Consider the following 24,622-nt stretch of genomic DNA (forward strand, 5'->3'; position numbering starts at 1 on the left):
GAATTCGCAGGGCCGGATACCAAATATTGGGCGGTTCTTCACATGCCGCCCCCCGACCGGACATAACGGAAGGCTCGGCCCGCCACCGAGCATGACGGACCGAACCCTCCGACTACTGATCGGGAGAACCAGTGGGTTCCTTCGACGGCCGGCCGACGCCGACCGGCGTCACACCGTACGGACCGCCTCCGCCTGCGGACCCTTCTGGCCCTGTGTGATCTCGAACTCCACCCGCTGACCCTGTTCGAGCGAACGGTACCCCTCCGACAGGATCGCTGAGTAGTGGACAAACACGTCCTTACCACCGTCTACCGCGATGAAGCCGTAGCCCTTGTCCGCGTTAAACCATTTGACGGTGCCCTGCGCCACTTTCCGACTCCTCTTGCTGGGCTCTGGACCCCGCCCACTCCTCCGCGAGGCCCGTGACCTTCTCAGCCGAGAGACATGCGAACTCCTCGGCCACGTCGATCGTTCTCGACCATACCTGTGGCAAGGCTTGGCGCAACAGAGTCAATGACCAAACTCGTTCTTGACGATCGCCGCCGGCGGTAGGTGCCCGAATTTCGGCACCTGTTTAGTTAGTTGAGAATTGCACTACAAGGGGCCCAGTAAGAACTTCTATTATGATAGATCACCAGATCCAGGGCCCGTAGACGCACGAACGCCCGCATGTCCAGGGACATGCGGGCGTCGCGAGGTCGCGGAGAGTCAGCCTCCGGCCACAGCCGGGATGACGGAGATCTGGGCCCCGTCGGGCGTAGGGGTGTCCAGTCCCTCGGCGAAACGGACGTCCTCTTCCCCGACATAGACGTTGACAAAACGGCGGATCTTGCCCGTTTCGTCCAGAATACGGGCACCGATTCCGGGGTAGTCCGACTCGAGCTTCTGGAACACCTCCCGCAGCGTGGCCCCTTCGCCGTTCACCTCAGAGGCGCCATCGGTGTAGGTGCGAAGAATCGTCGGAATCCGCACTGAAACACTCATTTGTCGTGCCCTTTCAGGAGTTTTCCGCGACGGCCGCACGGAATGCGGAGAGCGAAGGCCGAATGACGGCGGTGGGGCGTGCCTCGGAGGACACCGCGTCGAGGGTCTTCAGACCGTCGCCGGTGTTGAGCACGACCGTCTCGGCGTCGGGGTCGAGCGCGCCGCCGACGAGCAGCTTGCGCAGCACGCCGACGGTGACGCCGCCCGCGGTCTCGGCGAAGATGCCCTCGGTGCGCGCCAGCAGCCGGATGGCGTCCACCACCTCGGCGTCGGTGACGTCCTCCACGGCTCCGCCCGTGCGGCGGGCGATGTCGAGCACGTACGGCCCGTCGGCGGGGTTGCCGATGGCGAGCGACTTGGCGATGGTGTTCGGCTTCACCGGCCGCACGGTGTCGTGGCCGGCCTTGTACGCGGTCGAGACCGGCGAGCAGCCCTCCGCCTGGGCGCCGAAGATCTTGTACGGCTTGTCGTCGACCAGACCGAGCCTGATCAGCTCCTTGAAGCCCTTGTCGATCTTCGTGAGCTGTGACCCGGACGCCACCGGCACGACGATCTGGTCGGGGATGCGCCAGCCGAGCTGCTCGGCGATCTCGTAGGAGAGGGTCTTGGACCCCTCCGCGTAGTAGGGCCGCAGGTTGACGTTGACGAAGCCCCAGCGGTCGCTCATCGGGTCGCCGATGAGCTCCGAGCAGAAGCGGTTGACGTCGTCGTAGCTGCCCTCGATGCCGACCAGCCGCCCGCCGAACACCGAGGCCATGACGATCTTGGCCTCTTCGAGGTTCGACGGGATGAAGACGCAGGCGTCGAGCCCCGCGCGGGCCGCGGCGGCGGTCACCGCCCCCGCCAGGTTGCCCGTGGAGGAGCACGAAAGGGTGTGGAAGCCGAAGTTGCGTGCGGCCTCCAGCGCGATGGCCACCACCCGGTCCTTGAAGGAGTGGGTGGGGTTGCCGGAGTCGTCCTTGACGTGCAGGCTGCGCATGCCCAGCTCTCGGGCCAGGTTGCGCGCCGGGACCAGCTTGGTCCACCCCGGCGCGAGGTTGGGCTTGGAGGCGACGTCGGCGGGCACCGGCAGCAGGGCCCGGTAGCGCCAGATGTCGGCCGGCCCGGCCTCGATCTGCCGGCGGGTCACCGGGGCGGCGTCGCCCTCGGGGGAGTTCCAGGTGTAGGCCACTTCGAGTGGCCCGAAACACTCCGCGCAGGCGAAGAGCGGGCCGAGGTCGTAGCGGGTTCCGCATTCGCGGCACGCGAGTGCCACGGCGGGTCCGAAGTCGAGCGAAGTCTTAGTCTCAGCGGTTGCGAGCGCCATGAAGCGAGGCCTTTCCCCTCATCTTCGCCCGCGACCACCTTGGTCACGGGCCGGAATTGGCACCTGTCCCGGCCGGTCTCACTGGTCGCGAGGCGCCATTCGGAGACGCGATCGACCACAGCCGGGAGGGTTGCCGGGGCTTCGCAGGGCCGGTCCCTCCACCCCTCTGGATGAGCAAATATTCAGTTGTCGGCCTGCCGACGCAGGCCAATAGAACCATACCTCGTTTCTCCACCCGTGTGACCCCAGACCTCACCACCCGGGACCCGTGACCGTGCGACCCCGGCCCGGACACCTCGCCAACCCCAGGGCGGCCCCCCGCGCTCTCCGGTCGCGGCGCCCGCGCGCCGGGGCACCCCGGCCCTCGGCCCGGCCGGCGGTCCCGCCGGTGCCCACGCCGTGCGGGACGGCCGCGTAGGCGCGGCGTGCCCGGCGCTCAGGCGCGAAGGTCGTAGGCGTCGCCCAGCGCCGCCTTGATGTACTTCCTGGCCTGGTGGATGCGCGACTTCACCGTGCCCAGCGGTATGCCGAGCTGCTCGGCGACCTCGTTGTAGTCGAGCTCGCAGATGTCGCGCAGCACGAGCGCCTGCGCCAGGTCGGGCCGCTGGGACTCCAGCGCCTCCATGGCGTCCAGCAGGTCGAGCCGCGACCCGGCGATGACGCTCACCCGGCGCGGGTCGGCCCGCAGCTCGGGAAGGTGCTCGTCGGCCTGCTCGGCCGACCGCCGCTTGAGCGTGCGGTAGGTCGTCCTGGCGCAGTTGGTGGTGACGATGTGCAACCAGGTGGAGAATCGTGCCCTGCCCTCGAACCTGCCGATGTTGCGCGCGACGGCGAGCAACGTATCCTGGCAAGCCTCCTCCGCGTCCTGGTGGTAGGGCAGAAGCCGCCCGCAATGGCGTAGGACGTCCGGTTCGACGCGGCGGAGGAGCTCTCCAAGCGATCGGTGGTCGCCTCGGGCGGCGGCGTGGGCCAGCTCTTCGGTCGTCTCGTCAAGCGCCATGTCCGAGCCCCCTCCGACCGTCCATGCGTTGCCGCCCGCCTGCCCACGAGCACATCTTATTGAGGGCGTAAATTTTAGTGACCGCGGCCCACGTGCGCATCACAGCGGAGAGGTACGGCGAGGGATGACCGCCACGGCGGCGGGCGAGGAGTGGTGATGGGCGGATGAACACAGTTCTGCTGGCCTCCAATCGGGGCCCCGTGTCGTTCACGCTGGCGGACGACGGCACGCTTTCCATGCGCCGCGGCGGCGGCGGCATGGTCTCCGGCCTGTCGGAGATCGCCAAGGCGTCCGACATGCTGTGGGTGTGCGCCGCGCTGTCCGACGGCGACCGCAGCGCCGTGCGTCTCGCGCCGGGCGGGCGCCTCGACCAGGCGGGCTACGACACCGGCGCGGTGCGCATGCTGGAGATCCCGCCGGCGACGTTCCACCGCGCCTACAACGCGGTGGCCAACTCCACGCTGTGGTTCGTCAACCACCTGCTCTACAACATCCCCAACTCCCCGCACTTCGACATGCGGTTCCGGCGCGAGTGGGAGTCCTACCAGGACTACAACGCCGCGTTCGCGCTGGCATTGGCCGAGGAGGCCGCGCACGGCGCCCGGGTGATGATCCAGGACTACCACCTGACCCTCGCCCCGGCCATGCTCCGCGTCGAGCGCCCCGATCTGCGCATCGGCCACTTCTCCCACACCCCCTGGGCCCCGCCCGAGTACTTCTCCCTGCTGCCCGACGACATCGCCAGCGAACTTCTGTCGGGCATCCTCGGCGCCGACCACGCCGGATTCCTGGCCACCCGCTGGGCGTCGGCGTTCATGGACTGCTGCGAGGCCCTGCTCGGCGCGGTGGTCGACCGCGTGGAGCGCACGGTGACGTACGAGGGCAGGACGACACGCATCGGCGTGCACGCGCTGGGCGTGGACGGCGACGCGCTGTGGGCCAGAGCCCTGGAGCCGGACGTCGAGTCGCACATGACCGCCCTGCGCGACCGCGTCGGCGACCGCAAGCTGATCGTCCGCATCGACCGCACGGAGCTGTCCAAGAACATCGTGCGGGGCCTGTTCGCCTACCGGCAGTTCCTCACCGACCATCCCGAGTGGCACGGCAGGGTCGTGCACCTGGCGTTCGCCTACCCCTCCCGGCACGACCTGCCCGAGTACCGCGAGTACACCGCCGCCGTCCAGCGCTGCGCCAAGGAGATCGAGGACGAGTTCGGCAGCGAGGAGTGGGACCCGCTGATCCTCAACGTGCACGACGACTACGCCCGTTCGCTGGCCGCGTACCGCATGGCCGACGTGCTGCTGGTCAACCCCATCCGCGACGGCATGAACCTCGTCGCCAAGGAGGGGCCGATCCTGGCCCCGCACTGCGCGCTGGTGCTGTCCAGGGAGGCGGGCGCGGCGGCCGAGCTGGGGGCCGACTCTCTGGTCGTCAATCCCTACGACGTCTCCGGCACGGCGCAGGCGCTGTACGACGCGCTGCTGCTGCCGGAGGACGAGCGGGCCAAGCGCGGGGTCCGTCTGCGCGCCGCCGCGACCGCCCTGCCCCCGACCCGGTGGTTCTCCGACCAGCTCGCCGCCCTGGAGCGCTGACCCGCGCACGCACGCTTGGACGGCTGCCGGCGCATCAACCGTCATTCCGGTCATGCGGTGATGAACAGGTCGGTGATACCTTTCTGCGAGTTCGAGCGGTTCGAGGCACCGGGGGATCATTGAGCTCGACCACGTCCGGCGGGTCGCGCGCCAGGCTCGTCAGAGACCGCCCCACCTGGCTGATCTACCTCCAGCTCTCCACCTTCTCCACCTACCTGTACGGCCTGTCGGCCGCGCTTCCCCTGCTGCGCATCGACCAGGGGGTCTCCCAGGCGGTGGCGGGGCTGCACGGCACGGTCATGGCCGTCGGCAGCGTCATCAGCGGCCTGGCCATCCCCCGGCTCACCTCCCGGTTCGGCAGGCGGGGGGCGACCTGGCTAGGGCTGTTCGTGATGGCGGCGGGCACCCTGTGCGTCGCGGCCACCACGGCGCTGCCGGTGACCCTGCTCGGCTTCGGCCTGGCCAGCGGCGGCGGCTCGATCACGCTCTACGTCGGCATGTCGGTGCTGAGCGACCACCACGGCCCGGCCGGGCCCGCGGCGATCAACGAGGCGAACGCCGTGGGCGTCACCGTCGGCATCGGCGTGTCCTACCTGGTCAGCGTGCTGGCCCAGACCTCGCTCGGCTGGCGGTCGGCCATCCTGCTCACCCCCGTCGCCGCCTTGCTGCTGCTGGCGCTGATGGGCCGGGTGTGGGTGCCGTCCCTCGCCCCACCGCAGGACGCGCCCGCCTCCCCGCACGTGCCCCCCGTCCCGGGCCCGGCGGCCGGTCCGGCCGCCCGGCCGGCGGGTACGCCCTTCGGCTGGCGCTTCCACGCGGCCGGGGCGGTGCTGTTCTGCCTGGTGGCCATGGAGTTCCTGTTCAACGTCTGGGCCGCCAAGCTGCTGGCCGACCAGACGGGCATGACCGCCGCCGCCGCGGCCACCGGGCTCACGGCGTTCACCGTGGGGCTCGCCGTGGGCCGGTTCGCCGGCGGCGGCCTGGCGCTGCGGTTCAGCCCGGCGCTGCTGCTCACCGCGGGGCTGGTGGTGACGCTCGCCGGGTGGGCGCTCCTGTGGCTGAGCACCGAGCCGCTGCTCGCGTACTCGGGGCTGGCGGTCAGCGGGCTCGGTGTCGCGGTGCAGTTCCCGCTCGCCCTGTCGCGGCTGATCGCGGCCTCCGGCGGCCGTGCCGACCAGGCGGGCGCCGCGGGGTCGATCTGGGCCGGGGTGGCGGTCGGCGTCGGCCCGTTCACGCTCGGCGCGCTCGCCGACGGCTACGGAACCCACACGGCGTTCCTCATGGTCCCGCTGCTCATCACGGCCGCGATCGTGGGCATCGCCCTCAGCTCGGGCGGCCGCGCGCGGCTTCCCCGCCCCGCCGAAGGCTGAGAACCGAGGGTCGCGACCGGCCTCACCGGCCGGTCGCGAGGGCGCTCACCGCCCGCTCAGCGCGTCGGCGAGCGCCGACAGCAGGGAGGCCACCCCCCTGGGCCCGTCCACGACGACGTCGGCCAGGGCCGCCAGCTCGCTGACCTCCGCGGACGCGCTGCACACGGTCACGCCCGGCAGTCCCGAGTCGCGCACCGCCTCGAACGCGGCGAGGTCGCCCAGGTCGTCCCCGCCGAACAGGACGGACCCGGCGCCCCGCTCGGCGAGGAAGGCCAGCAGGGCCTGCCCCTTGTCCATGCCCGAGGGGCGCAGCTCCAGCACCAGGCGGCCCGGCTCGACGACCAGCCCGTGGGCGGCGGCCAGCGCGGCCAGCGGCTCGCGCAGCGTGCGGAGCGCGCCTTCGGGGTCGGCGGCGCGCCGGGTGTGCACGGCGACGGCACGGCCCTTGTCCTCGACGGTCACCCCCGGCGCCTCGCCGTCGCCGGGGGGCAGGCCGAGCGCGGTCAGCAGGGCGGGCAGCTCGGCGCGCACGCGGTCGACGCCCGGCGGTGGCGGCGGCGAGGTCACCAGCCCCGACTCCCAGCGCTCCAGGCCGTACTGGCCGAGCACCACGAGGCCGGGCACGTCGGCGAGCCCGGGGCCGCCCGGCACGTGACCGTAGGCGATGGCGGTGGCGGCGGGGCGGCCGGTGACGATCACGACGGCCCCGACCAGCGCGCCCAGCCTGACCAGCGCCGCGGCGGCGTCCGGTGCGACCCGCGCGTCGGCGGGGTCGGGGACGATGGGCGCCAGCGTGCCGTCGAAGTCGAGCCCGATCACCGCCGAGGCCGGGTCGCTCCTGATAGCTGACAAACCGGCTATGTCCGGCAAAACATCGTTAGTCACGCGTGAAGCAGTACCCCGTGATCAGGGGCGCATACCCAGGCGGCGCGCGGCGCGCTCGCGCCGGCGCGAGGCGCGCAGGCGGCGCAGCCGCTTGACCGTCATCGGATCGTGGGCCAGCGCCTCGGGCCGTTCGACGAGCCGGCCGAGCAACTGGTAGTAACGCGTGGCGGAGATGCCGAAGGTCTCGCGGATGGCCTGCTCCTTGGCGCCCGCGTGGCGCCACCACTGACGCTCGAAGGCGAGGAGCTCACGCTCGCGTGCGGTCAGCTCTCCGGAGGCGTGGGGGGCCGGCAGATCCTCGGGGTCGGCGTCACCGTGTTCCGGAGCGGTGTCCATGCTGTCCTCCTCGATCGGGCACGCGGGAGACGCGGGACGGCGAGCGGGCACGGGGGAGCGGGAGACGGGCGTGAACGCCCCGACGAGCGACCCATGGCCACGACCCGCGGATGCGGCCCGTGGCCATGGTAGTCGGGAATCCAGGGCCGTTCATGACACTTCAGCAGACCCGCATATCGCCCACATCTCGGAGGAGACCGGCAAACGTCTCGTACCACTGCGATAGGCCCGCCCTGGAGGGGAATGACGTTCGGTGTGGTCGTCGAACGTCACACCGCCCGGGCCGCGCTGACACGAGGAAGGCGCCGCGCCGCGTCCGCGACGCGCCCGCCCGCCCCGGGCGCGCGGCGGGCCGACCGGCCGGAACAGCGGATCGCCGCGTTCACGATCTCTCCGGATGCGCCCCTATGACACCGCGACTTCACGCCGTACAGTCACCAGATGTGACCTCTGTCATCACGCTTCTCACCGACTACGGCCTGGAAGACGGGTTCGTGGCCTCATGCCACGGGGTGATCATCAGCATCGCCCCGCAGACGCGGATCATCGACGTCTGCCACCTGGTCCCGGCCGGCGACATCAGGCGCGGCGCCGCGATCCTCGCGCAGACCCTGCCGTACCTGCCGGCGGGCGTGCACGTCGCCGCCGTCGACCCCTCCGCCGCAGGGGCCCGCCGCTCGGTCGCCGTCGAGGCGGGGAACAGGCTTTTCATCGGCCCCGACAACGGGCTGCTGTCGTGGGCGCTGCTCGCCGCGGGCGGCGCGCGCACCGCGTACGAGATCGCCAACACCGAGCTGTTCCTGTCACCGGTGTCGCCGACGTTCCACGGGCGCGACATCTACGCCCCGGTGGCCGCGCACCTGTGCGGGGGGCGCAAGCCGGCCGACCTCGGCCCGGAGATCCCGCTCGACCGCCTGCTGTCCCTGCCGGCGCCCACCGCGCGGCGCGGGGAGGACGCCGTGGAGGGCGAGGTGCTCTCGCTCGACCGCTACGGCAACGTGCAGCTGTCGGTGACCGCCGACGACCTCGCCGCGCTCGGCATCAGGGTGGGCGGCACCGTCGCGGTCTCCATGGGGCGGCGGCAGGTCACCATGCCGTTCCGCGACACCTACGCCGCCGTGCCGCCCGGCACGCTGGTCGTGTTCACCGACTCCGCCGGGCTGGTCGCGTTCGCGGTCAACTCCGGCGACGCCGCGCAGCGCCTCGGCCTGCCGCCCGGCGCGCACGTCAGGCTGGCCCGCGGCCCCGAGATCTGAGCATCCAACGGCGAACCCCCCGCGGGCAGGGCCCGCGGGGGGTTCGCCGTGATCCGTGCGCGGCGCGCCATCGCCTCCCCCGCCATGGCGCCCTCCACCGGCCTCTCGCGGCGTGTGTCACGTCGCGGGCGGCGGTCACACGTGCAGGACGTCGTGCTCCTCCGCGAAGTGGCAGGCGCTGTAGTGGCCGCCCGCGCGGATCTCCAGCAGCGGCTCCTGCTGCGCGCAGATGTCCTGCGCCTTCCAGCAGCGGGTGCGGAACCGGCAGCCCGAAGGCGGGTCGGCCGGCGAGGGCGGGTCACCCTGCAGGATGATCCGCTCGCGCTGCTCGCGGCCCTCGGGGTCGGGGACCGGCACGGCCGACAGGAGCGCCTGGGTGTACGGGTGGCTGGAGCGCTCGTAGATCGCGGCGTCCTGCCCCAGCTCGACGATCTTGCCCAGGTACATCACCGCGACCCGGTCGGAGATGTGCCGGACGACCGACAGGTCGTGGGCGATGAAGATGTAGGCCAGGTTGAACTCGTTCTGCAGCTTCTCCAGCAGGTTCATGACCTGGGCCTGGATCGACACGTCCAGCGCCGACACCGGCTCGTCGCAGATGATGATCTCGGGCTGGAGCGCGAGCCCCCGGGCGATGCCGATGCGCTGGCGCTGGCCGCCGGAGAACTGGTGCGGGTAGCGGTTGATGTGCTCGGGGTTGAGGCCGACCACCTCCAGCAGCTCCTGCACCTTCTTGCGCCGGTCGCCCTTGGGCGCGACCTCGGAGTGGATCTCGTACGGCTCGCCGATGATGTCGCCGACGGTCATGCGCGGGTTCAGCGAGGTGTACGGGTCCTGCATGACCATCTGGATGTTGCGGCGCATCCGCTTCAGCTCGCCGCCGTGCGCCTTGGCCATGTCGATCCCGTTGATCTTCACCTCGCCCGAGGTCGGCCGCTCCAGCGCCATCAGCAGCTTCGCCAGCGTGGACTTGCCGCACCCCGACTCGCCCACGATGCCGAGCGTCTCGCCACGGTGCAGGTCGAACGACACGCCGTCGACCGCCTTGATCGCGCCGATCTGGCGCTTCAGCACGATGCCCTGGGTCAGCGCGAAGTGCTTGACCAGGTCGCGGACCTCCAGGATCCGCTCACTGGACGGTGCCATCGAGGACCTCCCGGTAGTAGTGGCAGGCGCTTCCGCGCGTCCCGCTGATCTCGTAGAGCGGCGGCACGTCGGTGACGCAGTTGGGGCGGCCGTACGGGCATCGGGGGTGGAAGGCACAGCCCGGGGGCATGTTGAGCAGGTTGGGCGGCAGGCCCTTGATGGCGTAGAGCTCCTGGCCCTTCATGTCGACCCGCGGGATGGAGTCGAGCAGGCCCTTGGAGTACGGGTGCGCCGGGTTCTTGTAGATGTCATGGACGAGCGCGTGCTCGACGATCCGCCCGGCGTACATGACCGCGATCTTGTCGGCGACGTCCGCCACCACGCCGAGGTCGTGGGTGATCAGGATGAGGCCCATGTTGCTCTCGCGCTGCAGCTCGGCGAGCAGGTCCATGATCTGGGCCTGGACGGTCACGTCGAGCGCCGTGGTGGGCTCGTCGGCGATCAGGACCTCCGGGTCGAGCGCGATCGCCATCGCGATCATGATGCGCTGCCGCATGCCGCCGGAGAACTGGTGCGGGTAGTCGTTGACCCGCTGTCTGGCGGCCGGGATGCGCACACGGTCCATCAGCTCGACGGCCTTGTTGTTGGCGTCGCGCCGCGACATGCCGCGGTGCACGCGGAACATCTCGCCGATCTGCCAGCCCACGGTGAACACCGGGTTGAGCGCCGAGAGGGCGTCCTGGAAGATCATGGCGATGCGCTGGCCGCGGATCTGGCCGCGAGCCTGCTCCGACAACTGGAGCACGTCGGTGCCGCGGAAGCGCACCTCACCCTTGGGGATGCGGGCGGGCGGCATGTCGAGGATGCCCATGATCGCCTGCGCGGTGACCGACTTGCCCGAGCCGGACTCGCCCAGCACCGCGAGGGACTCGCCGGCGTTCACGGTGTAGCTGACACCGTTCACCGCCCGGACCACACCCTGGCGGGTGGCGAACTCCACGTGGAGGTTGTCCACCACGAGGAGCGGCTCCTGCGCGACCTCGTCGGCCGGCGGATGCGTGTCGATTGACGGGTTCTTCACCTTCGGTGCCCTCTCCTACCGCAGCTTGGGGTCAAGCGCGTCACGAACCGCGTCACCCAGCATGACGACGCTGAGGATGGTCAGGCTCAGGAACAGCGCGGGGAACAGCAGCGGCAGCGGCGCCTCCAGGAAGCGGTTGCGCGCGTCCGCGATCATCAGCCCCCAGGAGATCTGCGGAGACTGGATGCCCACGCCGAGGAAGGACAGCGCCGCCTCGCCCGCGATGAACGCTCCCAGGTTGATCGTGGAGACCACGATGACCGGCGCGACCGCGTTGGGAAGGATGTGCCGGACCATGATGCGCCCGGGACTCGCGCCGAGCGCGCGGGCCGCGACCACGTAGTCCTGGTGCTTGGCGGTGATGACCGCGGCGCGCATGATGCGCAGGATCATCGGCCAGGCCAGGATCGCCAGGGCCAGCACCACGCTGGTGATGCCGGCGTTGTCGCGGCCGATGATCGACAGGATGAGCAGCGCGCCCAGGATGGAGGGGATGGCGAAGAAGATCTCGGCGACGCGGGAGAGGATCACGTCGACCCAGCGCCCGTAGAAGCCGGCCAGCAGACCGAGCGCGCCACCGACGAGCCCGGTCACCACGGCGCTGACGAAGCCCACGACGATCGAGACGCGCGCGCCGTGCATGACCCGCGAGTACACGTCGCAGCCGAGGTTGTCGGTGCCGAACCAGTGCGCCGCGCTGATGCCCTGCCGGGACTCGGCGAGCTGGCAGGTGACGGGGGCGACGCCCACGGTGTCGAACAGGCCCGGGAACGCCGAGACGGCGACGAAGAGCGACACCATGATCGACGCGATGATGAAGACCTTGTTGTGCCGGAGGTCGTACCACGCGTCCGACCACAGGCTGGCGGGCTTCTCCTGCTTGGCGGGCTGCGCCGACGGCGCGGCGGACTCAGCCGGCAGAGTGTCGTTACTCATAGCGGATCCTGGGATCGAGGACGGCGTACAGCAGGTCGACGACGAGGTTGGCGACGATGTAGATCAGCACGAGGACCGTCACGATGCCGACCACCACGGGGTTCTCCCGCAGGTAGACCGAGGTGAAGAGCTGCTGGCCGATGCCGGGCAGGTTGAAGATCGTCTCGGTGATGACCGCGCCGCCCATAAGGGCGCCGAGGTCCGCGCCCAGGTACGTGACCAGGGGGATGAGCGAGTTGCGCAGCGCGTGCCGTCCGAGCACGCGGCTTCGGGGCATGCCCTTGGCGACGGCCGTGCGGACGTAGTCGGCGCGCAGCGTCTCCATCAGGCTCGTGCGGGTGAGCCGCGTGAGGTAGGCGATCGAGACGGTGGCGAGGACGAAGCCGGGCAGCAGATAACTGCGGATTCCGTCCTGCACTCCCGCGACGGGGAAGAAGGCGATGCCCAGGCTCGTCTTGAGCTGCACGCCGAGCACGAGCTGGAGAACGAAGCCGCTGACCAGGGTGGGGATCGACACCAGCAGGAGCGTGAAGGCCAGGATGGCCTTGTCCTCCCATCGGCCACGGCGCAGGGCGGCCCAGAGCCCGAGCCCGATGCCGATGACGGCCTCGAACAACAGGGCGGTCGTGGCGAGCTTCAAGGTGACCGCGAACTTACCCTCGAAGATCGTCGAAACCGGCAGGCCGCGGAAGGTGGTGCCGAAGTTGCCGCTCACGATGTCACGGAGGTAGTAGCCGTACCGCACGATGAGCGGGTCGTTCAGGTGGAACTGCTCTCTCAGCGTCGCCGCGAGGATGGGGTCGACACGCCTCTCGCCGGCCAGCGCCTGGATGGGGTCTCCGGGAAGCGCGTACACGATGGCGAAGATGAGAAAGGTGGTGCCCAGCAGCACAGGGATCGCCTGGAGCAGGCGCCTGATGACGAAGCGGCCCATTGATTCTCCCGATCATTACAAAGGGCGGCCCGCCGCAACCAACTGGGCCGCCCTCGTGGGGTTGTCTCCCACTCCGGGTGACTCGAATGTACCGGGTCACCCGGAGTGGTCGACGTCAGGCCTTCTCTACGTTGAACAGGTCGATCCGCTCGAACGGGTCGATCTTCACGTTCTTCACGTTGGCCGAGTACGCACCATTGGTCTGGTAGAAGTACACCGGAATGTACGGCAGCTCCTCCAGCACCAGGTCGTCAGCCTTCTGGTAGAAGGGCAGGCCCTCGTCGAGGGTCTTGGCCGCGTCGCCCTGCGTGACCAGGTCGTCGAATTCCTTGCTCTCGAACCCGGAATAGTTGGAGCTCCCGCCGGTCCCGAACTGCGGGCGGAGGTAGTTCTCCGGCGACGGGTAGTCCATGATCCACGCCATGCGGAAGGCGCCCTGCCACTTCTTGGCGCCCAGGTCGTCGAGGATGGTGGCGAACTTCTCCACCGGCTTGGGGGTCACCTCGACGCCGAGGTTGGTGCGCAGGTTGTTCGCGACCGCCTCGATCCACTCCTTGTGGCCGCCGTCCGCGTTGTAACCCAGCTCGATGGCGCCCATGCTGGGACCACCGGCCGAGGTGAACAGCTCCTTGGCCTTGGCGGGGTCGTAGTTGCAGGTCTCGCCACAGGCGCCCTGCCGGTAGCCGGGGACGACCGGGCTGATGAAGTCGTCGGCCGGGACACGGGTGCCCGAGAAGACGGTCTCGGTGATCGTCTTGCGGTCGATCGCCATGGAGACGGCCTTGCGGATGTCCTTGTTCTTGGCGTAGTCGGCGCCGCTCTTGATCGGGAAGCCGATGTAGCCGATGCCCGAGGACGGCTGCTCGATGTACCGCTCGCCGAACTCCTGCTTGGCGGAGGCGATCTGCTCGGCGGGCAGCTGGTCCATGATGTCCAGGTTGCCGGCGCGCAGGTCGTTGTAGGCCGTGTTGAGGTCGGTGTAGATCTTGAAGTCGACCGCCTCGATCTTGGCCTTGCCCTCCATGAACTCCTCGTTGCGGACCGTCGAGATGGTCTGGTCCGTGCCGCGCTTCCACGGCTTGGAGATCTTGAAGGGGCCGTTGCCGACCGGGTTGCCGCCGAAGTCGGCCTTGAGCTTGCCCTCGGACTCGAAGGCGGCCTTGGGCAGCCCGTAGAACGCGGTGTAGCCGAGCATGGTCGGGAAGCCCGAGAACGGGTTCTTGAGCTCGACCGTGAAGGTCTTGTCGTCGACGACCTTCAGACCCGCCAGGGTCGTGGCCGTCGGCGTCTTGCCCTCGCCCGGGTTCATCTCGTCGTAGCCCTTGACGCTTCCGAAGAAGTAGTTGCCCTCCTGGGCGTTGGCGCCGTTGGCCGTGTAGTTCCAGGAGTCGACGAAGTTCTGGGCGACGACGGGCTCACCGTTGTGCCACTTGTACCCGTCCTTCAGCTTGATCGTCCACGTCGTGGCATCGGGCGACTCGATGGACTCCGCGACACGGTTGTAGGGCTTCTTCTCCGCGTCGTAGTCCACGAGACCGACGAAGAGTGCGTTCAGCACCTCCGCGCCGCTGGTCTCGGTGGTGTTGCCCGGAATGAGGTCGTGCTGGGGTTCTGCGATCTCAACCCGTACCGCTCCAGCGGCTCCGCCGGCACCGGCGGTGGAACCGGTGCCCGACGACTCACCGCCACCACCACACGCCGCGACCGCGAGTGCGAGCAGCGCGGTGCCGGCGACGATCTGTGCGCCCTTGGTCACACGCATCGTGGATTATTCCTCCCTCTAAGGTGGGCGTAGCGCACTGAACCGCTCATGTCGGGGCGGTCCCAGGGGATCTGACCCCGGGATTCGCGGACACGGTCAAATCAGACGACGCCCTGCCAGTCGACCGTGAGCATCCCTCACTACTTCTCACCAGCGAGTCTCTGGCGCGTTGCAGTTCGGTCACACGTGTCCCTGTCCGGACGTCACACGCATACCAACTAGGCCGTTAATAATGCCTTGATACGGCATAAAGTCCTCACTAAGGTACACAGGCCCTCCATAGATCGCATCATGGGTTGCGTCCGCCACCGCCGACTCCCCCGTGTCGCCGACCTGCGTCGACGGCGCCGAAGGCTTCTGGACGGGCATCGGGGCCGCCGCGACGCCGCCGGACGAGGACCGCCGCAGGCATGTCATTCATCCGCATCCTCTAGAGTCCATGCCATGAGTCAGCCGGAATCCGCTGTCGCGGACTCCCGGGCGGGCGACCGGGCGGGCGGCTCCTCCCCCAACGGGAAGGATTCGCTGTCCGCGCTCGCCGAGCGCCACGGGTTGCGACGCGCCATCGCGCGTCCAAGTCTGCCCGTCTACCTGCGCCAACTGTGGGACAGGCGCCACTTCGTCCTGACGTACGCGACGTCGCGCAACGTCTCGCGGTACTCCCAGGCGGCGCTCGGCCAGCTCTGGCAGGTACTGACCCCGCTGCTGAACGCCGCGGTCTACTACCTGATGTTCGGCCTGATCCTGGGGCAGAAGGACGACCTGACGAACTACACCGCCTTCCTCATCACGGGCGTGTTCGTCTACTCCTACACCCAGCGCTCGATCACCGGCGGCGCCAAGTCGATCTCCGGCAACCTCTCGCTGATCCGCGCGCTGCACTTCCCCCGGGCCGCGCTGCCCCTGGCGTACGTCATCCAGGAGTTCCAGCAGCTCGCCATCTCGATGGGCGTCCTGTTCGGCATCGTGCTGCTCACCCATGAGCCGCTGACCTGGGCATGGCTGCTCATCCCCTTCGCGCTGATCCTTCAGACGATCTTCAACCTCGGGGCCAGCCTGCTGATCGCCCGCATCGGGTCGTTCGCACGCGACATGAACCAGCTCCTGCCGTTCATCCTGCGCACCTGGCTCTACACCTCCGGCGTGTTCTTCAGCATCCACGCCCGCATGGCCGACCAGCCGGCCTGGGCGCGGTTCCTGCTGGAGTTCAACCCCCCGTCGGTCTTCATCGACCTCATGCGACACCTGCTGATGAAGTCCTACTCGGACGACCTGGTACAGAAGGGGTTTCCCCACAGCAGCCTGCCGCAACTGTGGCTATACGCTGGCTTCTGGGCCGCCGTGGCGCTGATCGGCGGCTTCTGGTACTTCTGGCGGGCCGAGGAGAGGTATGGCCGTGGCTGAGCTGACCAAGGAGCCGTCCCGGATGGCCCACCCGCAAGAGCAGCACCAACCCGTCAAGGAAGCCGCCGAGGGCGTCGCCGCCCCCTCGGGCACCCCCACGGTGATCGTCGACGACCTGCACATCATCTACCGCGTGTACGGCGCGGCGAGCGCCGCCGAGAAGGGCAACGCCGCCAACGCGCTGATCCGCCTCCTGCGGCGGCAGGGCCGGCCGCAGATGAAGGAGGTGCATGCCATCAAGGGCATCTCCTTCGTCGCCCACCACGGCGACGCCATCGGCATCGTCGGCCGCAACGGCTCGGGCAAGTCCACCCTGCTGCGCGCCATCGCCGGCCTGCTCCCCCCGCACAGCGGCTCGGTCTACACCGACGGCCAGCCGTCGCTGCTCGGCGTCAACGCCGCCCTGATGCGGGAGCTCACCGGCGAGCGCAACATCGTGCTCGGCTGCTATGCCATGGGCATGACCCCCGCCCAGGTCAAGGAGCGCTACGACGAGATCGTGGAGTTCTCCGGCATCGGGGAGTTCGTCCAGTTCCCCATGTCCACCTACTCCTCGGGCATGGGCGCCCGCCTGCGCTTCGCGATCGCCTCGGCCAAGACCCACGACGTGCTGCTCATCGACGAGGCGCTGGCCACCGGCGACCGCGACTTCCGGCGCAAGAGCCAGGAGCGCATCCAGCAGATGCGCGGCGAGGCGGGCACGGTGTTCCTCGTCGCCCACAACCTCGACGTCATCGAGGAGACCTGCAACCGGGTCATCTGGCTGCACAAGGGGCAGATCAAGATGGACGGAGACCCCGCGACGGTGCTCGCGGCCTACAACGCCTGACCCTCGCGCGACGGGGCAAGATGGGGTGCGTCCGGCAACGCCCTTCCATCGGAGGTCACCATGCCCAAGCAGCCGCCGATTCCGTACGACTTCCTTCCCGAGGTTCCGTGGCTGACCGTCGAGAGTGACGACGTCCGCGACGGCGAGCGCCTCTCAGACGATCACGTGTTCGACGACTGGGGGATGAGCGGGGGTAACGTCTCCCCGCACCTGCGCTGGTCGGGGGCGCCCGAGGGCACCCGGAGCTACGCGGTGACGTGCTTCGACCCCGACGCGCCGACCGGCAGCGGCTTCTGGCACTGGGTCCTGTTCGACATCCCCGCCGAGGTGACCGAACTGCCCACCGGCGCGGGCTCGGGAGAGCTGAAGGGACTGCCCGACGGGGCCGTCCACAGCCGCAACGACTACTCCATCAAGCAGTACGGCGGCGCCGCCCCGCCGCCCGGGTCACCGCACCGCTACCTGTTCGCCGTGCACGCACTCGGCGTCGACGCGCTGGGCCTCGACCCGGACACGCCGCCCGCGGTGGTGGGCTTCAACATCACCGCCAACACCCTGGCGCGCGGCTACGTCGCCCCGGTGTACGAGATCTGACAGCCGCGTCGCCGTACGCCTCACTAGACCGTACAGAACTCCGACACCGCACGTGAAACTGCTGACACTGCGGGCGGCGGTCCACTATGATTCGAACGAACATTCGAACCAGAGGGAAGCCGCTATGGAGTGGGGGTGCGGGGTGCGAGAGCTCACGAACGCGATCGATCAACTGTCCGCGGAAGACCCGTCGGACATTCCACGGGGCCTGCTCGCCCAGCAGGTCATCGAGCTGCACTGGCAGATGGCCCGCCTGCAGGCCCAGATCGCCCGCCGCACCTACGTCAGGGGTCCGGGCGGCTGAGACGCCCGCACTCCAGCCCACCACCGATCCCGCCCTTCACTCCGAAGGCCGGCGCCCCCCGGCGCCGGCCTTCGGTCATGCGAGGGCCGGAATGGTCGATGACAAACACCATTCCTTATCGCGACATATCTTGAGTTGGGCTACTCTGAGCGGGTGGGTTCCCTTATGAGCTTCGAAGGCGACGGCGCCCAGCGGGCCTCCGACGCCGACCGCGACCGCGTCGCCGCCGTCATCGGCGAGGCGCTCGCCACCGGCCGCCTCACCAGCGTCGAGCACGCCGACCGGCTGGAGGCCGCGTACTCCGCCGTCACCCTGGGCGAGCTGGCCCCGATCGTCCGCGACCTGCCCGAGACCACCGGCACCGCCTCCCAGGCGCCGGGCACCGGCCGCCAGGAGGTCTCCGCGATCTTCAGCAAGGTGATCCGCCGCGGGCGCTGGGTGACCGGGCGGCACACGCTGCTGCGCTCCTGGTTCGGAGCGCTGATCGTCGACCTCACCGACGCCGTCATGCCGGGGCGCGAGATCACCCTGCAGGCCGACTCCTTCTGCGGCAAGCTCATCATCCGGGTTCCCAAGAACGCCCGCATCCTCGACGAGGGCGGCAGCGCGCTGTTCTCCAAGCGCGACATCTCCGGCGGAGCCGATACGAACGACCCCAACACCCCGCTCATCCGCGTCACGGGGCGAGCCATGTTCGGCAAGATCGTCGTCCGCCGCTGAGCCCGCCGCGGCGCTCACAGCAGTCTCCTCGTCCACCTACGATGCGGGACACAACCTGATTCCGCACGAGGTGACCGCTTGGACGGCATTACGCCCGTAGCCCTTGACGCCATGGGAGGCGACAACGCCCCCGGCGAGATCGTGGCCGGAGCGGTGCGCGCCGTACGGGAGCACGGGGTTCCCGTCGTGCTCGTCGGCGCGCCGCGGGCGGTCGCCGAGGCGCTCGCCGAGCACGACGCCGTCGACGAGATCCCGATCGTGCGGGCCGAGGAGGCCCTGGCGATGGACGAGGGCGCCCTGGCCAGCCTGCGCAGGCCCCGTTCCAGCATCGCCGTCGCCTGTCACCTCGTGCGCAGGGGGGACGCCGCCGCGGTGGTCTCGGCGGGCTCCACGGCGGGCGTGGTCGCCACGGGCCGGCTCCGGCTGAAGGCCCAGCAGGGCGTGCTGCGGCCGGCCATCGCCGTGCAGCTGCCCACCCGTCCCCAGCCCACCGTGCTGCTCGACGCCGGCGCGACCGCCGACGCCAAGCCCGAGAACCTCGTACAGTTCGCCCACCTGGGCGTCGCGTACGCCGAGACCGCCCTCGGCATCGCCTCCCCCAAGGTCGGCCTGCTCACGATCGGCGAGGAGGCCGGGAAGGGCAACAAGCTGACCAAACGCGCCCACGAGCTCATCACTGCCCTTCCGGGGCTGAACTTCGCGGGCAACATCGAGGGCCACGACCTGCTGACCGGCGCCGTCGACGTCATCGTCACCGACGGCTTCACGGGCAACGTCGCGCTCAAGACCATGGAGGGCTCCGTCCGGTACGCCTTCAGCGAGCTGCGCGACACCATCGAGACGGGCAGGCTCTCGCGGCTCGGCGCCACCCTCCAGCGCGGCCGGCTCCGCGACCTGCGCCAGCGGCTCGACCCCGAGGCGTACGGCGGGGCGGCGCTGCTCGGCCTCAACGGCACGGTGGTCATCGCGCACGGCTCGTCCACGGCCAAGGGCATCGCCGCCGCCTGCGCCCTCGCCTCGGCGCTGGCCCACCAGGGCACCGCCACCCGCGTCGGCGAGCGCATCGCCGCCGCCCACAGGTCACACCGCCTCTGGTGACCGCCCGCGAGGCCTGTGCGCGTTCCGGCAGGTCAGGCGCGGACGCCGCCCCGGCCCGGCGTTGACCGTCCCGTGACGCCCCGCTCGCCGCGGCCGGGGGAAACCCTCTCGGAGGGGTGATGATCAGCGGATATCCTTGGTGCATGACCGACCCGCAGATCGTGCTCGCCGAACGCGTCCAGCAGGCGCTGGGCACCGCCTTCGGCGCCGAGTACGCAGGCGCCGATCCGCTGATCCGGCCGTCCCAGTTCGCCGACTACCAGGCGAACGTGGCGTTGAGCCTGGCCAAGCGGCTGCGCCGCGCGCCGCGGGAGGTCGCCCAGGCCCTGGCCGAGGCCCTCGACGCGTCCGGGGTGTTCGCCGGCGTCGAGATCAGCGGGCCGGGCTTCCTCAACATCACGCTCGACGACGCCTGGATCGCCGACCAGGCGTCCCGCACCCTGCACGACCCGCGCACCGGCGTGGGGCTCACCGCCCCGCCGCAGACCGTCGTCATCGACTACTCCGCGCCCAACGCCGCCAAAGAGATGCACGTCGGCCACCTGCGCACCACCATCGTCGGCGACTCGCTGGCCCGCGTCCACGAGTACCTCGGCAACCGCGTCATCCGGCAGAACCACCTCGGCGACTGGGGCACGCCCTTCGGCATGCTGATCGAGCACCTCCTCGACATCGGCGAGGGCCCGGCGCTCGCCCGCCTGGAGGCCGGCGGGGGCAGCGAGTTCTACCAGGAGGCCCGCGCCAAGTTCGACTCCGACGAGGCGTTCAAGCAGCGTTCGCGCACCCGGGTGTCCACGCTGCAGGCCGAGGAGCCCGAGACCATCCGGCTGTGGCACCTGTTCATGGACGCCACCATCCGCTACTTCAACCGGGTGTACGGCACGCTGGGCGTCACCCTGACCGACGCCGACATCGCCGGCGAGAGCATGTACAACCGCATGCTCGCCGAGACCTGCGACGACCTTGAGGCCGCCGGCACCGCGGTCGTCAGCGAGGGCGCGCTGTGCGTGTTCCCGCCCGGCTTCAAGGGCAGCGACGACCGTCCGCTGCCCCTGATCATCCGCAAGTCCGACGGCGGGTACGGCTACGCCACCACCGACCTCGCGGCCATCCGCTACCGGGTGCGCGACCTCAAGGTCGACCGCATCCTGTACGTGGTGGGCGCCGAGCAGTCGCTCCACTTCCAGATGATCTTCGCGGCCGCCCGGCAGGCCGGCTGGCTGAACGACGACGTCTCCGCCGAGCACATCCAGATCGGCATGATGCTCGGCTCCGACGGCCGCCGGTTCCGCACCCGCAGCGGCGAGACCGTCAAGCTCTCCGCGCTGCTCGACGAGGCAGTGCAGCGCGCGTCCGCCGCGATCGCCGACCGTGGGTACGACGAGGCCACCCGCGCCGAGATCGCCCACATGGTGGGCATGGGCGCTGTGAAGTACGCCGACCTTTCGGTGAGCCACGACAGCGAGTACATCTTCGACTTCGACCGCATGCTGGCCTTCACCGGCAACACCGGCCCCTACATGCAGTACGCCACGGCCCGCATCCGCTCGATCTTCCGCAAGGCCGGCATCGCGCCGTCCGCCGCCACCGGCGCCATCGACCTCGGCGAGCCCGCCGAGCGGGCCCTGGCCCTGCAGCTGCTCGGCTTCGGCACCGTCGTCGAGACCGCAGGGGAGACCGCGGAGCCGCACCGCCTGAGCGGCTACCTGTTCGAGACCGCCAGCGCCTTCACCACGTTCTACGAGAAGTGCCCCGTGCTGCGCGACGACGTCCCGCCCGCCACCCGCGAGTCCCGGCTCGCCCTGTGCGCCCTGACGCTCCGCGTCCTGGAGACCGGCCTCACCCTGCTGGGCGTCCCCATCCCCGACCGCATGTAGCCCCGCGGCGCCGCCGAGGGCCCCGTGAGGTCAACGGCCCGCCATCGGTGCGTCCGCCTCCGCCCGCGCGGGGCCCGGCGCCTTTCCCGCGATCCGGGCCGAACCACCGCCGTCCCCGGCGCACCTTCACGGAACCGTCCCGGCGAGCGGGGGATCCGTCAGCATCGGGCACGGGTCGTGCCTTCGGTCCATCAAGTTGGTGGCGCAGCTCGGCGTGCCGTCGTACACGGCCGCGCCGGAAGGTCTAACCTGGGCGCGGTCATGGGAGTGCCCGCCGACCCCTCACCCGCGGGGGCCTTCCACACGCCTTCGGGGAGCTGCCCGCTTTGAGCATGGATCTGACCGCCGACCCCGGCACCCACGGAGCCGCCGACCCCGGTGTCCCGGACACGACGGAGGCCTCGCCTCCTCAATCGCGGCACTCCGCCGAGCTGCGACGGTTCGTGGAGACGCTGCTCGCCGGCCTCGCCGCCGGCGACACGCCCCCGCAACCGCCGCCGGGCGCGCTGGAGGCGCCCGACGACTGGCTGGCGCCCGCGGCCGAGGCGCTGCTGCTCCTCCTGACCGGCCAGGACGCCCTGGAGCCGCTCAGCCGCGCGGCCACGCTCGACGAGACCCGCACGGCGCTGTTCCTCTGCCTGGGCCTGGCGATCAGCGGGCACGGCGACCGCATCCACGCCTCCTGGCTCGGCACCGCCTTCGGCGACCTCGCGACCGACCGGCCCGTCACGCCGGGTCAGCGGGCGTTGTGGACGGTCGCGGCGCGCGGGGCTTACGGCCCGGCGGGCAAGATCTTCGTGATGCGCAGGCTCGACGCCGCGGCCGCGGCGACGGCGGTGGAGCCCGACCGCTGGGTGGGCGCCCTGCTGTCCGGCGAGTCCCCGGCCGCGGAGTCCCCCGCGCTGGCCGCGCTGCCCGCCCTGGGCGGCGTCCCGCAGCTGGCCGAGTCCATCGAGGCGGCGTCGCGGCTGTCGCACCTGCTGGAGCGGTGCAGGCAGATCACCGCCCCGCGCCGCCCCGAGGCGGCACAGCCGCCGTCCACGGCGGAGGAACCGCTGAGCGTGCTGCGTTCGCTGGCCGGCGCCGACGAGCAGCCGGCGGCGTCGCGCTCTCTGACCGAGCACCTGCTGGACGACGTACGCGCCGGGGCCGACCCCGCGCTGTCGGCCATCGCGTTCCACGTCGCGGCGCCCGCCCTGCGCGCCGCCGCCGAGGAGTTCGCCGAGGCGGCGCAGGCGGCGCCGCCGTCCGAGATCACCGTGCCGATCAACGGCCACCAGGTCACGCTCCGCCCGGAAGGGCCGGACGCCGACTCGCTGGCCGCCGCCGAGGCGAAGATCGCCGCGGACGGCGCCAGCCGCGTCTCCGGTCGCTGGCTCGCCTACCTGCCGGCGATGCTGCCGATCGTCGCCCTGGTGCTGGCCTTCACGGTCTCCGAGTGGTTCGCGGTGGCCAGCCTGGTGCTGGGAGGCGTGGCCGGATACGTCCTGTGGCGTCGCACGGTGCGTGAGCAGGCCGAGGCCGGCCGGGTCGAACGGGAGAAGGCCGAGCTGCGCGAGCTGGCCGACGGCGCGGTCTGGGCCCTGCACGACTACGCCCGCGAGTCCACCGAACGCGCCGAGACCGCCACCGAACACCTGGCGACCCTCGGCCGCCTGCTCCGCCGGGGCCCCGCCGTCGCCTGACCCGGGCGCGGCCGGGTGACCCTCCGCGTGAAACGGAGGGTCACCCGGCTACGTCGTCGTGATCTCGACGTCGGCGGGGGCCAGGAGGAAGACCTTGTCGGCGATGCGCTCGATGCGGCCCTCGCAGCCGTAGGTGAGGCCGGCGGCGAAGTCGACCATGCGGGTGGCCTCGGCCAGGGACATCCCGGCGACGTCCATGATCACGGCCTGCCCCTCACGGAAGTGCTGGCCCACGATGAGGGCGTCGGAGTACTTCCGCGGGCGGACCATCACGATCCGTGCGGGATCCCCACCCGACCCCCAGCGCCTGGCGGCCCGTTCCGACGCGGGCATCCACTCATCCTCGTACTCGTACTCGTCGTATGCCTCGTCGTACTGATCCCCATCGTCCAGGCCAAGGTAACTCACCACCCTGCGCACTGCCCCCATCGGCTGTCCTTTCCGCGAGAACCGGCCACTTTCGCCGTGCCCCGACACAAATGACCGTAACGGACGTGTCGGCCCGGACGGCGCGACACGCCCGAGTACTTTTGATTTTGCCGGGAAATCAGGGGCGTTTCGACTCAATATCTGGGGGTCGATAGGATCGACGGCATGCGCGTCTACACCGTCGATTCCTTCACCGAAGAGCCCTTCAAGGGTAACCCGGCGGCGGTCTGCCTGCTGGACTCCCCGAGATCCGACGGGTGGATGCAAGCCCTGGCCAGAGAGATGCGGCACTCCGAGACGGCCTTCGTCCAGGAGGCGGGAGAGGGGCGCCCCTACTCGCTGCGGTGGTTCACCCCGGCGGTGGAGGTGACATTGTGCGGGCACGCGACGCTCGCCGCGGCGCACATCCTGTATTCGCTGGGCGCCGCCTCGGGTTCGATCGAGTTTTCTACAAAGAGCGGAATCCTGACCACCGAACTTCTTGATCACGGCCGTATTTCGATGGATTTCCCGTCGCACCCGCCCGTGGAGACGCCGGCTCCGGAGGCCCTGGCCAAGGCGCTCGGCACCTCCCCGGTGTGGGTGGGCAGGGGCCGGCTCGACCTTCTGGTGGAGGTCGAGTCCGAGCGGGCCGTACGCGAGCTGGCCCCCGACATGGCCTCGGTGGCGGCCGTCGACGCCAGGGCGGTGTGCGTCACCGCCCGCGCCGGGGAGTCCTCACCGGGCGCCGACTACGTGTCGAGGTTCTTCGCGCCGAACGCCGGCGTCGACGAGGATCCGGTGACGGGTTCCGCGCACTGCATGCTTGCCCCGTACTGGGCAGCGAAGCTCGGTGCGGCCTCCCTGGTGGGCGCGCAGCTCTCCGAGCGCGGAGGCGTCGTGCACACCACCGTCCGCGGCGACAGGACGCTCCTGGCCGGCGACGCCGTGACGATCTGGAGCGGCGAACTACACGTCTGAACGCGAAAAGGGCCGCCCACACCGTGGACGGCCCCCAACACACACACCAGCAAACAGGAACAACGCGAGGGAGCCACCCACAATCCGTGGATGGCTCCCTCGCGTCATCTGTATTCACAAAATTTTGTCCGGCGGTGTCCTACTCTCCCACACCGTCCCCGGTGCAGTACCATCGGCGCTGGAAAGCTTAACTT

24 protein-coding genes and 1 riboswitch are annotated in these 24,622 nt (G+C 70.2%); of the genes, 12 read left to right on the forward strand and 12 right to left on the reverse strand.

All coding sequences use genetic code 11. The features are described 5' to 3' along the window. Positions 1–168: 168 nt before the first annotated feature. From PYR91_RS33760 to PYR91_RS33775, 4 genes are all read right to left on the reverse strand, one after another. A complete protein-coding gene (locus PYR91_RS33760; protein WP_279786618.1) occupies positions 169–369 on the reverse strand; it encodes a cold-shock protein in 201 nt (66 codons plus the stop codon). Positions 370–708: 339 nt separating this feature from the next. After that, positions 709–984 carry a MoaD/ThiS family protein gene (locus tag PYR91_RS33765; RefSeq protein WP_279786620.1) on the reverse strand — a complete coding sequence of 92 codons (276 nt, stop codon included), beginning with the start codon at positions 982–984 and terminating at the stop codon, positions 709–711. 13 nt (positions 985–997) lie between these two features. Further along, positions 998–2,290: a threonine synthase gene (gene thrC / locus PYR91_RS33770; RefSeq protein WP_279786622.1), complete on the reverse strand. Its 1,293-nt coding sequence runs from the start codon at positions 2,288–2,290 to the stop codon at positions 998–1,000. A 15-nt stretch (positions 2,291–2,305) separates the two neighbouring features. Further along, positions 2,306–2,467: riboswitch (SAM riboswitch) on the reverse strand. Between the two features lie 259 nt (positions 2,468–2,726). Beyond that, complete coding sequence (locus PYR91_RS33775) at positions 2,727–3,290, reverse strand: sigma-70 family RNA polymerase sigma factor (RefSeq protein ID WP_279786624.1); 564 nt, start codon at positions 3,288–3,290, stop codon at positions 2,727–2,729. Between the two features lie 164 nt (positions 3,291–3,454). On the opposite strand from PYR91_RS33775, the gene PYR91_RS33780 reads away from it, so the two are divergent. Beyond that, complete coding sequence (locus tag PYR91_RS33780; protein WP_279786626.1) at positions 3,455–4,882, forward strand: trehalose-6-phosphate synthase; 1,428 nt, start codon at positions 3,455–3,457, stop codon at positions 4,880–4,882. 119 nt (positions 4,883–5,001) lie between these two features. Further along, positions 5,002–6,252 carry an MFS transporter gene (locus tag PYR91_RS33785; RefSeq protein ID WP_279786627.1) on the forward strand — a complete coding sequence of 417 codons (1,251 nt, stop codon included), beginning with the start codon at positions 5,002–5,004 and terminating at the stop codon, positions 6,250–6,252. Positions 6,253–6,297: 45 nt separating this feature from the next. Here PYR91_RS33785 and otsB read toward each other — a convergent pair whose 3' ends face one another. Both otsB and PYR91_RS33795 read right to left on the reverse strand, forming a co-directional pair. Further along, entirely contained in the window at positions 6,298–7,113 is an 816-nt protein-coding gene (gene otsB, locus PYR91_RS33790) for a trehalose-phosphatase (RefSeq protein ID WP_279786657.1), read from the reverse strand. Between the two features lie 45 nt (positions 7,114–7,158). Next, on the reverse strand, positions 7,159–7,473 hold the full coding sequence (locus PYR91_RS33795; RefSeq protein WP_279786629.1) for a DUF3263 domain-containing protein: 315 nt from the start codon (positions 7,471–7,473) through the stop codon (positions 7,159–7,161). 443 nt (positions 7,474–7,916) lie between these two features. Here PYR91_RS33795 and PYR91_RS33800 point away from each other — a divergent pair, with 443 nt between their 5' ends. After that, entirely contained in the window at positions 7,917–8,729 is an 813-nt protein-coding gene (locus PYR91_RS33800; RefSeq protein WP_279786630.1) for an SAM-dependent chlorinase/fluorinase, read from the forward strand. Positions 8,730–8,864: 135 nt separating this feature from the next. Here PYR91_RS33800 and PYR91_RS33805 read toward each other — a convergent pair whose 3' ends face one another. The 5 genes from PYR91_RS33805 to PYR91_RS33825 all read right to left on the reverse strand — a co-directional run bounded on the left by PYR91_RS33805 (position 8,865) and on the right by PYR91_RS33825 (position 14,528). Further along, entirely contained in the window at positions 8,865–9,875 is a 1,011-nt protein-coding gene (locus tag PYR91_RS33805) for a dipeptide ABC transporter ATP-binding protein (RefSeq protein WP_279786631.1), read from the reverse strand. Next, a complete protein-coding gene (locus PYR91_RS33810; protein ID WP_279786632.1) occupies positions 9,859–10,896 on the reverse strand; it encodes an ABC transporter ATP-binding protein in 1,038 nt (345 codons plus the stop codon). The genes PYR91_RS33805 and PYR91_RS33810 overlap by 17 nt, the downstream gene beginning before the upstream one ends. Positions 10,897–10,911: 15 nt before the next feature. After that, positions 10,912–11,832, reverse strand: a complete 921-nt coding sequence (locus PYR91_RS33815; protein WP_279786634.1) for an ABC transporter permease — start codon at positions 11,830–11,832, stop codon at positions 10,912–10,914. Then, a complete protein-coding gene (locus tag PYR91_RS33820; RefSeq protein ID WP_279786635.1) occupies positions 11,825–12,766 on the reverse strand; it encodes an ABC transporter permease in 942 nt (313 codons plus the stop codon). The genes PYR91_RS33815 and PYR91_RS33820 overlap by 8 nt, the downstream gene beginning before the upstream one ends. 115 nt (positions 12,767–12,881) lie before the next feature. Continuing rightward, complete coding sequence (locus PYR91_RS33825; protein WP_279786636.1) at positions 12,882–14,528, reverse strand: ABC transporter substrate-binding protein; 1,647 nt, start codon at positions 14,526–14,528, stop codon at positions 12,882–12,884. A gap of 444 nt (positions 14,529–14,972) precedes the next feature. Between PYR91_RS33825 and PYR91_RS33830 the strand changes: the two genes are divergently transcribed. The 8 genes from PYR91_RS33830 to PYR91_RS33865 all read left to right on the forward strand — a co-directional run bounded on the left by PYR91_RS33830 (position 14,973) and on the right by PYR91_RS33865 (position 23,039). Then, positions 14,973–15,932: an ABC transporter permease gene (locus tag PYR91_RS33830; protein ID WP_279786638.1), complete on the forward strand. Its 960-nt coding sequence runs from the start codon at positions 14,973–14,975 to the stop codon at positions 15,930–15,932. 22 nt (positions 15,933–15,954) lie between these two features. Continuing rightward, the gene (locus PYR91_RS33835) at positions 15,955–16,761 is read left to right on the forward strand and encodes an ABC transporter ATP-binding protein (protein WP_279786659.1); all 807 of its coding nucleotides are present in this window, start codon (positions 15,955–15,957) and stop codon (positions 16,759–16,761) included. Positions 16,762–16,821: 60 nt separating this feature from the next. Next, positions 16,822–17,355 carry a YbhB/YbcL family Raf kinase inhibitor-like protein gene (locus PYR91_RS33840; protein ID WP_279786640.1) on the forward strand — a complete coding sequence of 178 codons (534 nt, stop codon included), beginning with the start codon at positions 16,822–16,824 and terminating at the stop codon, positions 17,353–17,355. Between the two features lie 142 nt (positions 17,356–17,497). Next, positions 17,498–17,659, forward strand: a complete 162-nt coding sequence (locus PYR91_RS33845) for a hypothetical protein (protein WP_279786642.1) — start codon at positions 17,498–17,500, stop codon at positions 17,657–17,659. Positions 17,660–17,812: 153 nt separating this feature from the next. Then, the gene (locus PYR91_RS33850; RefSeq protein ID WP_279786644.1) at positions 17,813–18,379 is read left to right on the forward strand and encodes a DUF1707 domain-containing protein; all 567 of its coding nucleotides are present in this window, start codon (positions 17,813–17,815) and stop codon (positions 18,377–18,379) included. A 78-nt stretch (positions 18,380–18,457) separates the two neighbouring features. Next, a complete protein-coding gene (gene plsX / locus PYR91_RS33855; protein ID WP_279786645.1) occupies positions 18,458–19,477 on the forward strand; it encodes a phosphate acyltransferase PlsX in 1,020 nt (339 codons plus the stop codon). Between the two features lie 143 nt (positions 19,478–19,620). Further along, a complete protein-coding gene (argS, locus tag PYR91_RS33860; RefSeq protein ID WP_279786647.1) occupies positions 19,621–21,354 on the forward strand; it encodes an arginine--tRNA ligase in 1,734 nt (577 codons plus the stop codon). Between the two features lie 332 nt (positions 21,355–21,686). Then, entirely contained in the window at positions 21,687–23,039 is a 1,353-nt protein-coding gene (locus PYR91_RS33865) for a hypothetical protein (RefSeq protein WP_279786661.1), read from the forward strand. A gap of 48 nt (positions 23,040–23,087) precedes the next feature. Here the strand turns inward: PYR91_RS33865 and sepF are convergent, their stop codons facing one another. Then, complete coding sequence (gene sepF / locus PYR91_RS33870; RefSeq protein WP_279786649.1) at positions 23,088–23,468, reverse strand: cell division protein SepF; 381 nt, start codon at positions 23,466–23,468, stop codon at positions 23,088–23,090. A 165-nt stretch (positions 23,469–23,633) separates the two neighbouring features. On the opposite strand from sepF, the gene PYR91_RS33875 reads away from it, so the two are divergent. Next, positions 23,634–24,428: a PhzF family phenazine biosynthesis protein gene (locus tag PYR91_RS33875; protein WP_279786651.1), complete on the forward strand. Its 795-nt coding sequence runs from the start codon at positions 23,634–23,636 to the stop codon at positions 24,426–24,428. Positions 24,429–24,622 lie beyond the last annotated feature (194 nt).

Source organism: Sphaerisporangium sp. TRM90804, assembly GCF_029846175.1.
Classification (GTDB): Bacteria; Actinomycetota; Actinomycetes; order Streptosporangiales; family Streptosporangiaceae; genus Sphaerisporangium.

Excerpts from the sequence above, each read along its gene's own strand:
- PYR91_RS33765 (WP_279786620.1), bottom strand. The coding sequence starts at position 984 with ATGAGTGTTTCAGTGCGGATTCCGACGATTCTTCGCACCTACACCGAT.
- thrC (WP_279786622.1), bottom strand. The coding sequence starts at position 2,290 with ATGGCGCTCGCAACCGCTGAGACTAAGACTTCGCTCGACTTCGGACCC.
- PYR91_RS33775 (WP_279786624.1), bottom strand. The coding sequence starts at position 3,290 with ATGGCGCTTGACGAGACGACCGAAGAGCTGGCCCACGCCGCCGCCCGA.
- PYR91_RS33780 (WP_279786626.1), top strand. The coding sequence starts at position 3,455 with ATGAACACAGTTCTGCTGGCCTCCAATCGGGGCCCCGTGTCGTTCACG.
- PYR91_RS33795 (WP_279786629.1), bottom strand. The coding sequence starts at position 7,473 with ATGGACACCGCTCCGGAACACGGTGACGCCGACCCCGAGGATCTGCCG.
- PYR91_RS33805 (WP_279786631.1), bottom strand. The coding sequence starts at position 9,875 with ATGGCACCGTCCAGTGAGCGGATCCTGGAGGTCCGCGACCTGGTCAAG.
- PYR91_RS33815 (WP_279786634.1), bottom strand. The coding sequence starts at position 11,832 with ATGAGTAACGACACTCTGCCGGCTGAGTCCGCCGCGCCGTCGGCGCAG.
- PYR91_RS33820 (WP_279786635.1), bottom strand. The coding sequence starts at position 12,766 with ATGGGCCGCTTCGTCATCAGGCGCCTGCTCCAGGCGATCCCTGTGCTG.
- PYR91_RS33825 (WP_279786636.1), bottom strand. The coding sequence starts at position 14,528 with ATGCGTGTGACCAAGGGCGCACAGATCGTCGCCGGCACCGCGCTGCTC.
- PYR91_RS33830 (WP_279786638.1), top strand. The coding sequence starts at position 14,973 with ATGAGTCAGCCGGAATCCGCTGTCGCGGACTCCCGGGCGGGCGACCGG.
- PYR91_RS33835 (WP_279786659.1), top strand. The coding sequence starts at position 15,955 with ATGGCCCACCCGCAAGAGCAGCACCAACCCGTCAAGGAAGCCGCCGAG.
- PYR91_RS33840 (WP_279786640.1), top strand. The coding sequence starts at position 16,822 with ATGCCCAAGCAGCCGCCGATTCCGTACGACTTCCTTCCCGAGGTTCCG.
- argS (WP_279786647.1), top strand. The coding sequence starts at position 19,621 with ATGACCGACCCGCAGATCGTGCTCGCCGAACGCGTCCAGCAGGCGCTG.
- PYR91_RS33865 (WP_279786661.1), top strand. The coding sequence starts at position 21,687 with ATGGATCTGACCGCCGACCCCGGCACCCACGGAGCCGCCGACCCCGGT.
- sepF (WP_279786649.1), bottom strand. The coding sequence starts at position 23,468 with ATGGGGGCAGTGCGCAGGGTGGTGAGTTACCTTGGCCTGGACGATGGG.
- PYR91_RS33875 (WP_279786651.1), top strand. The coding sequence starts at position 23,634 with ATGCGCGTCTACACCGTCGATTCCTTCACCGAAGAGCCCTTCAAGGGT.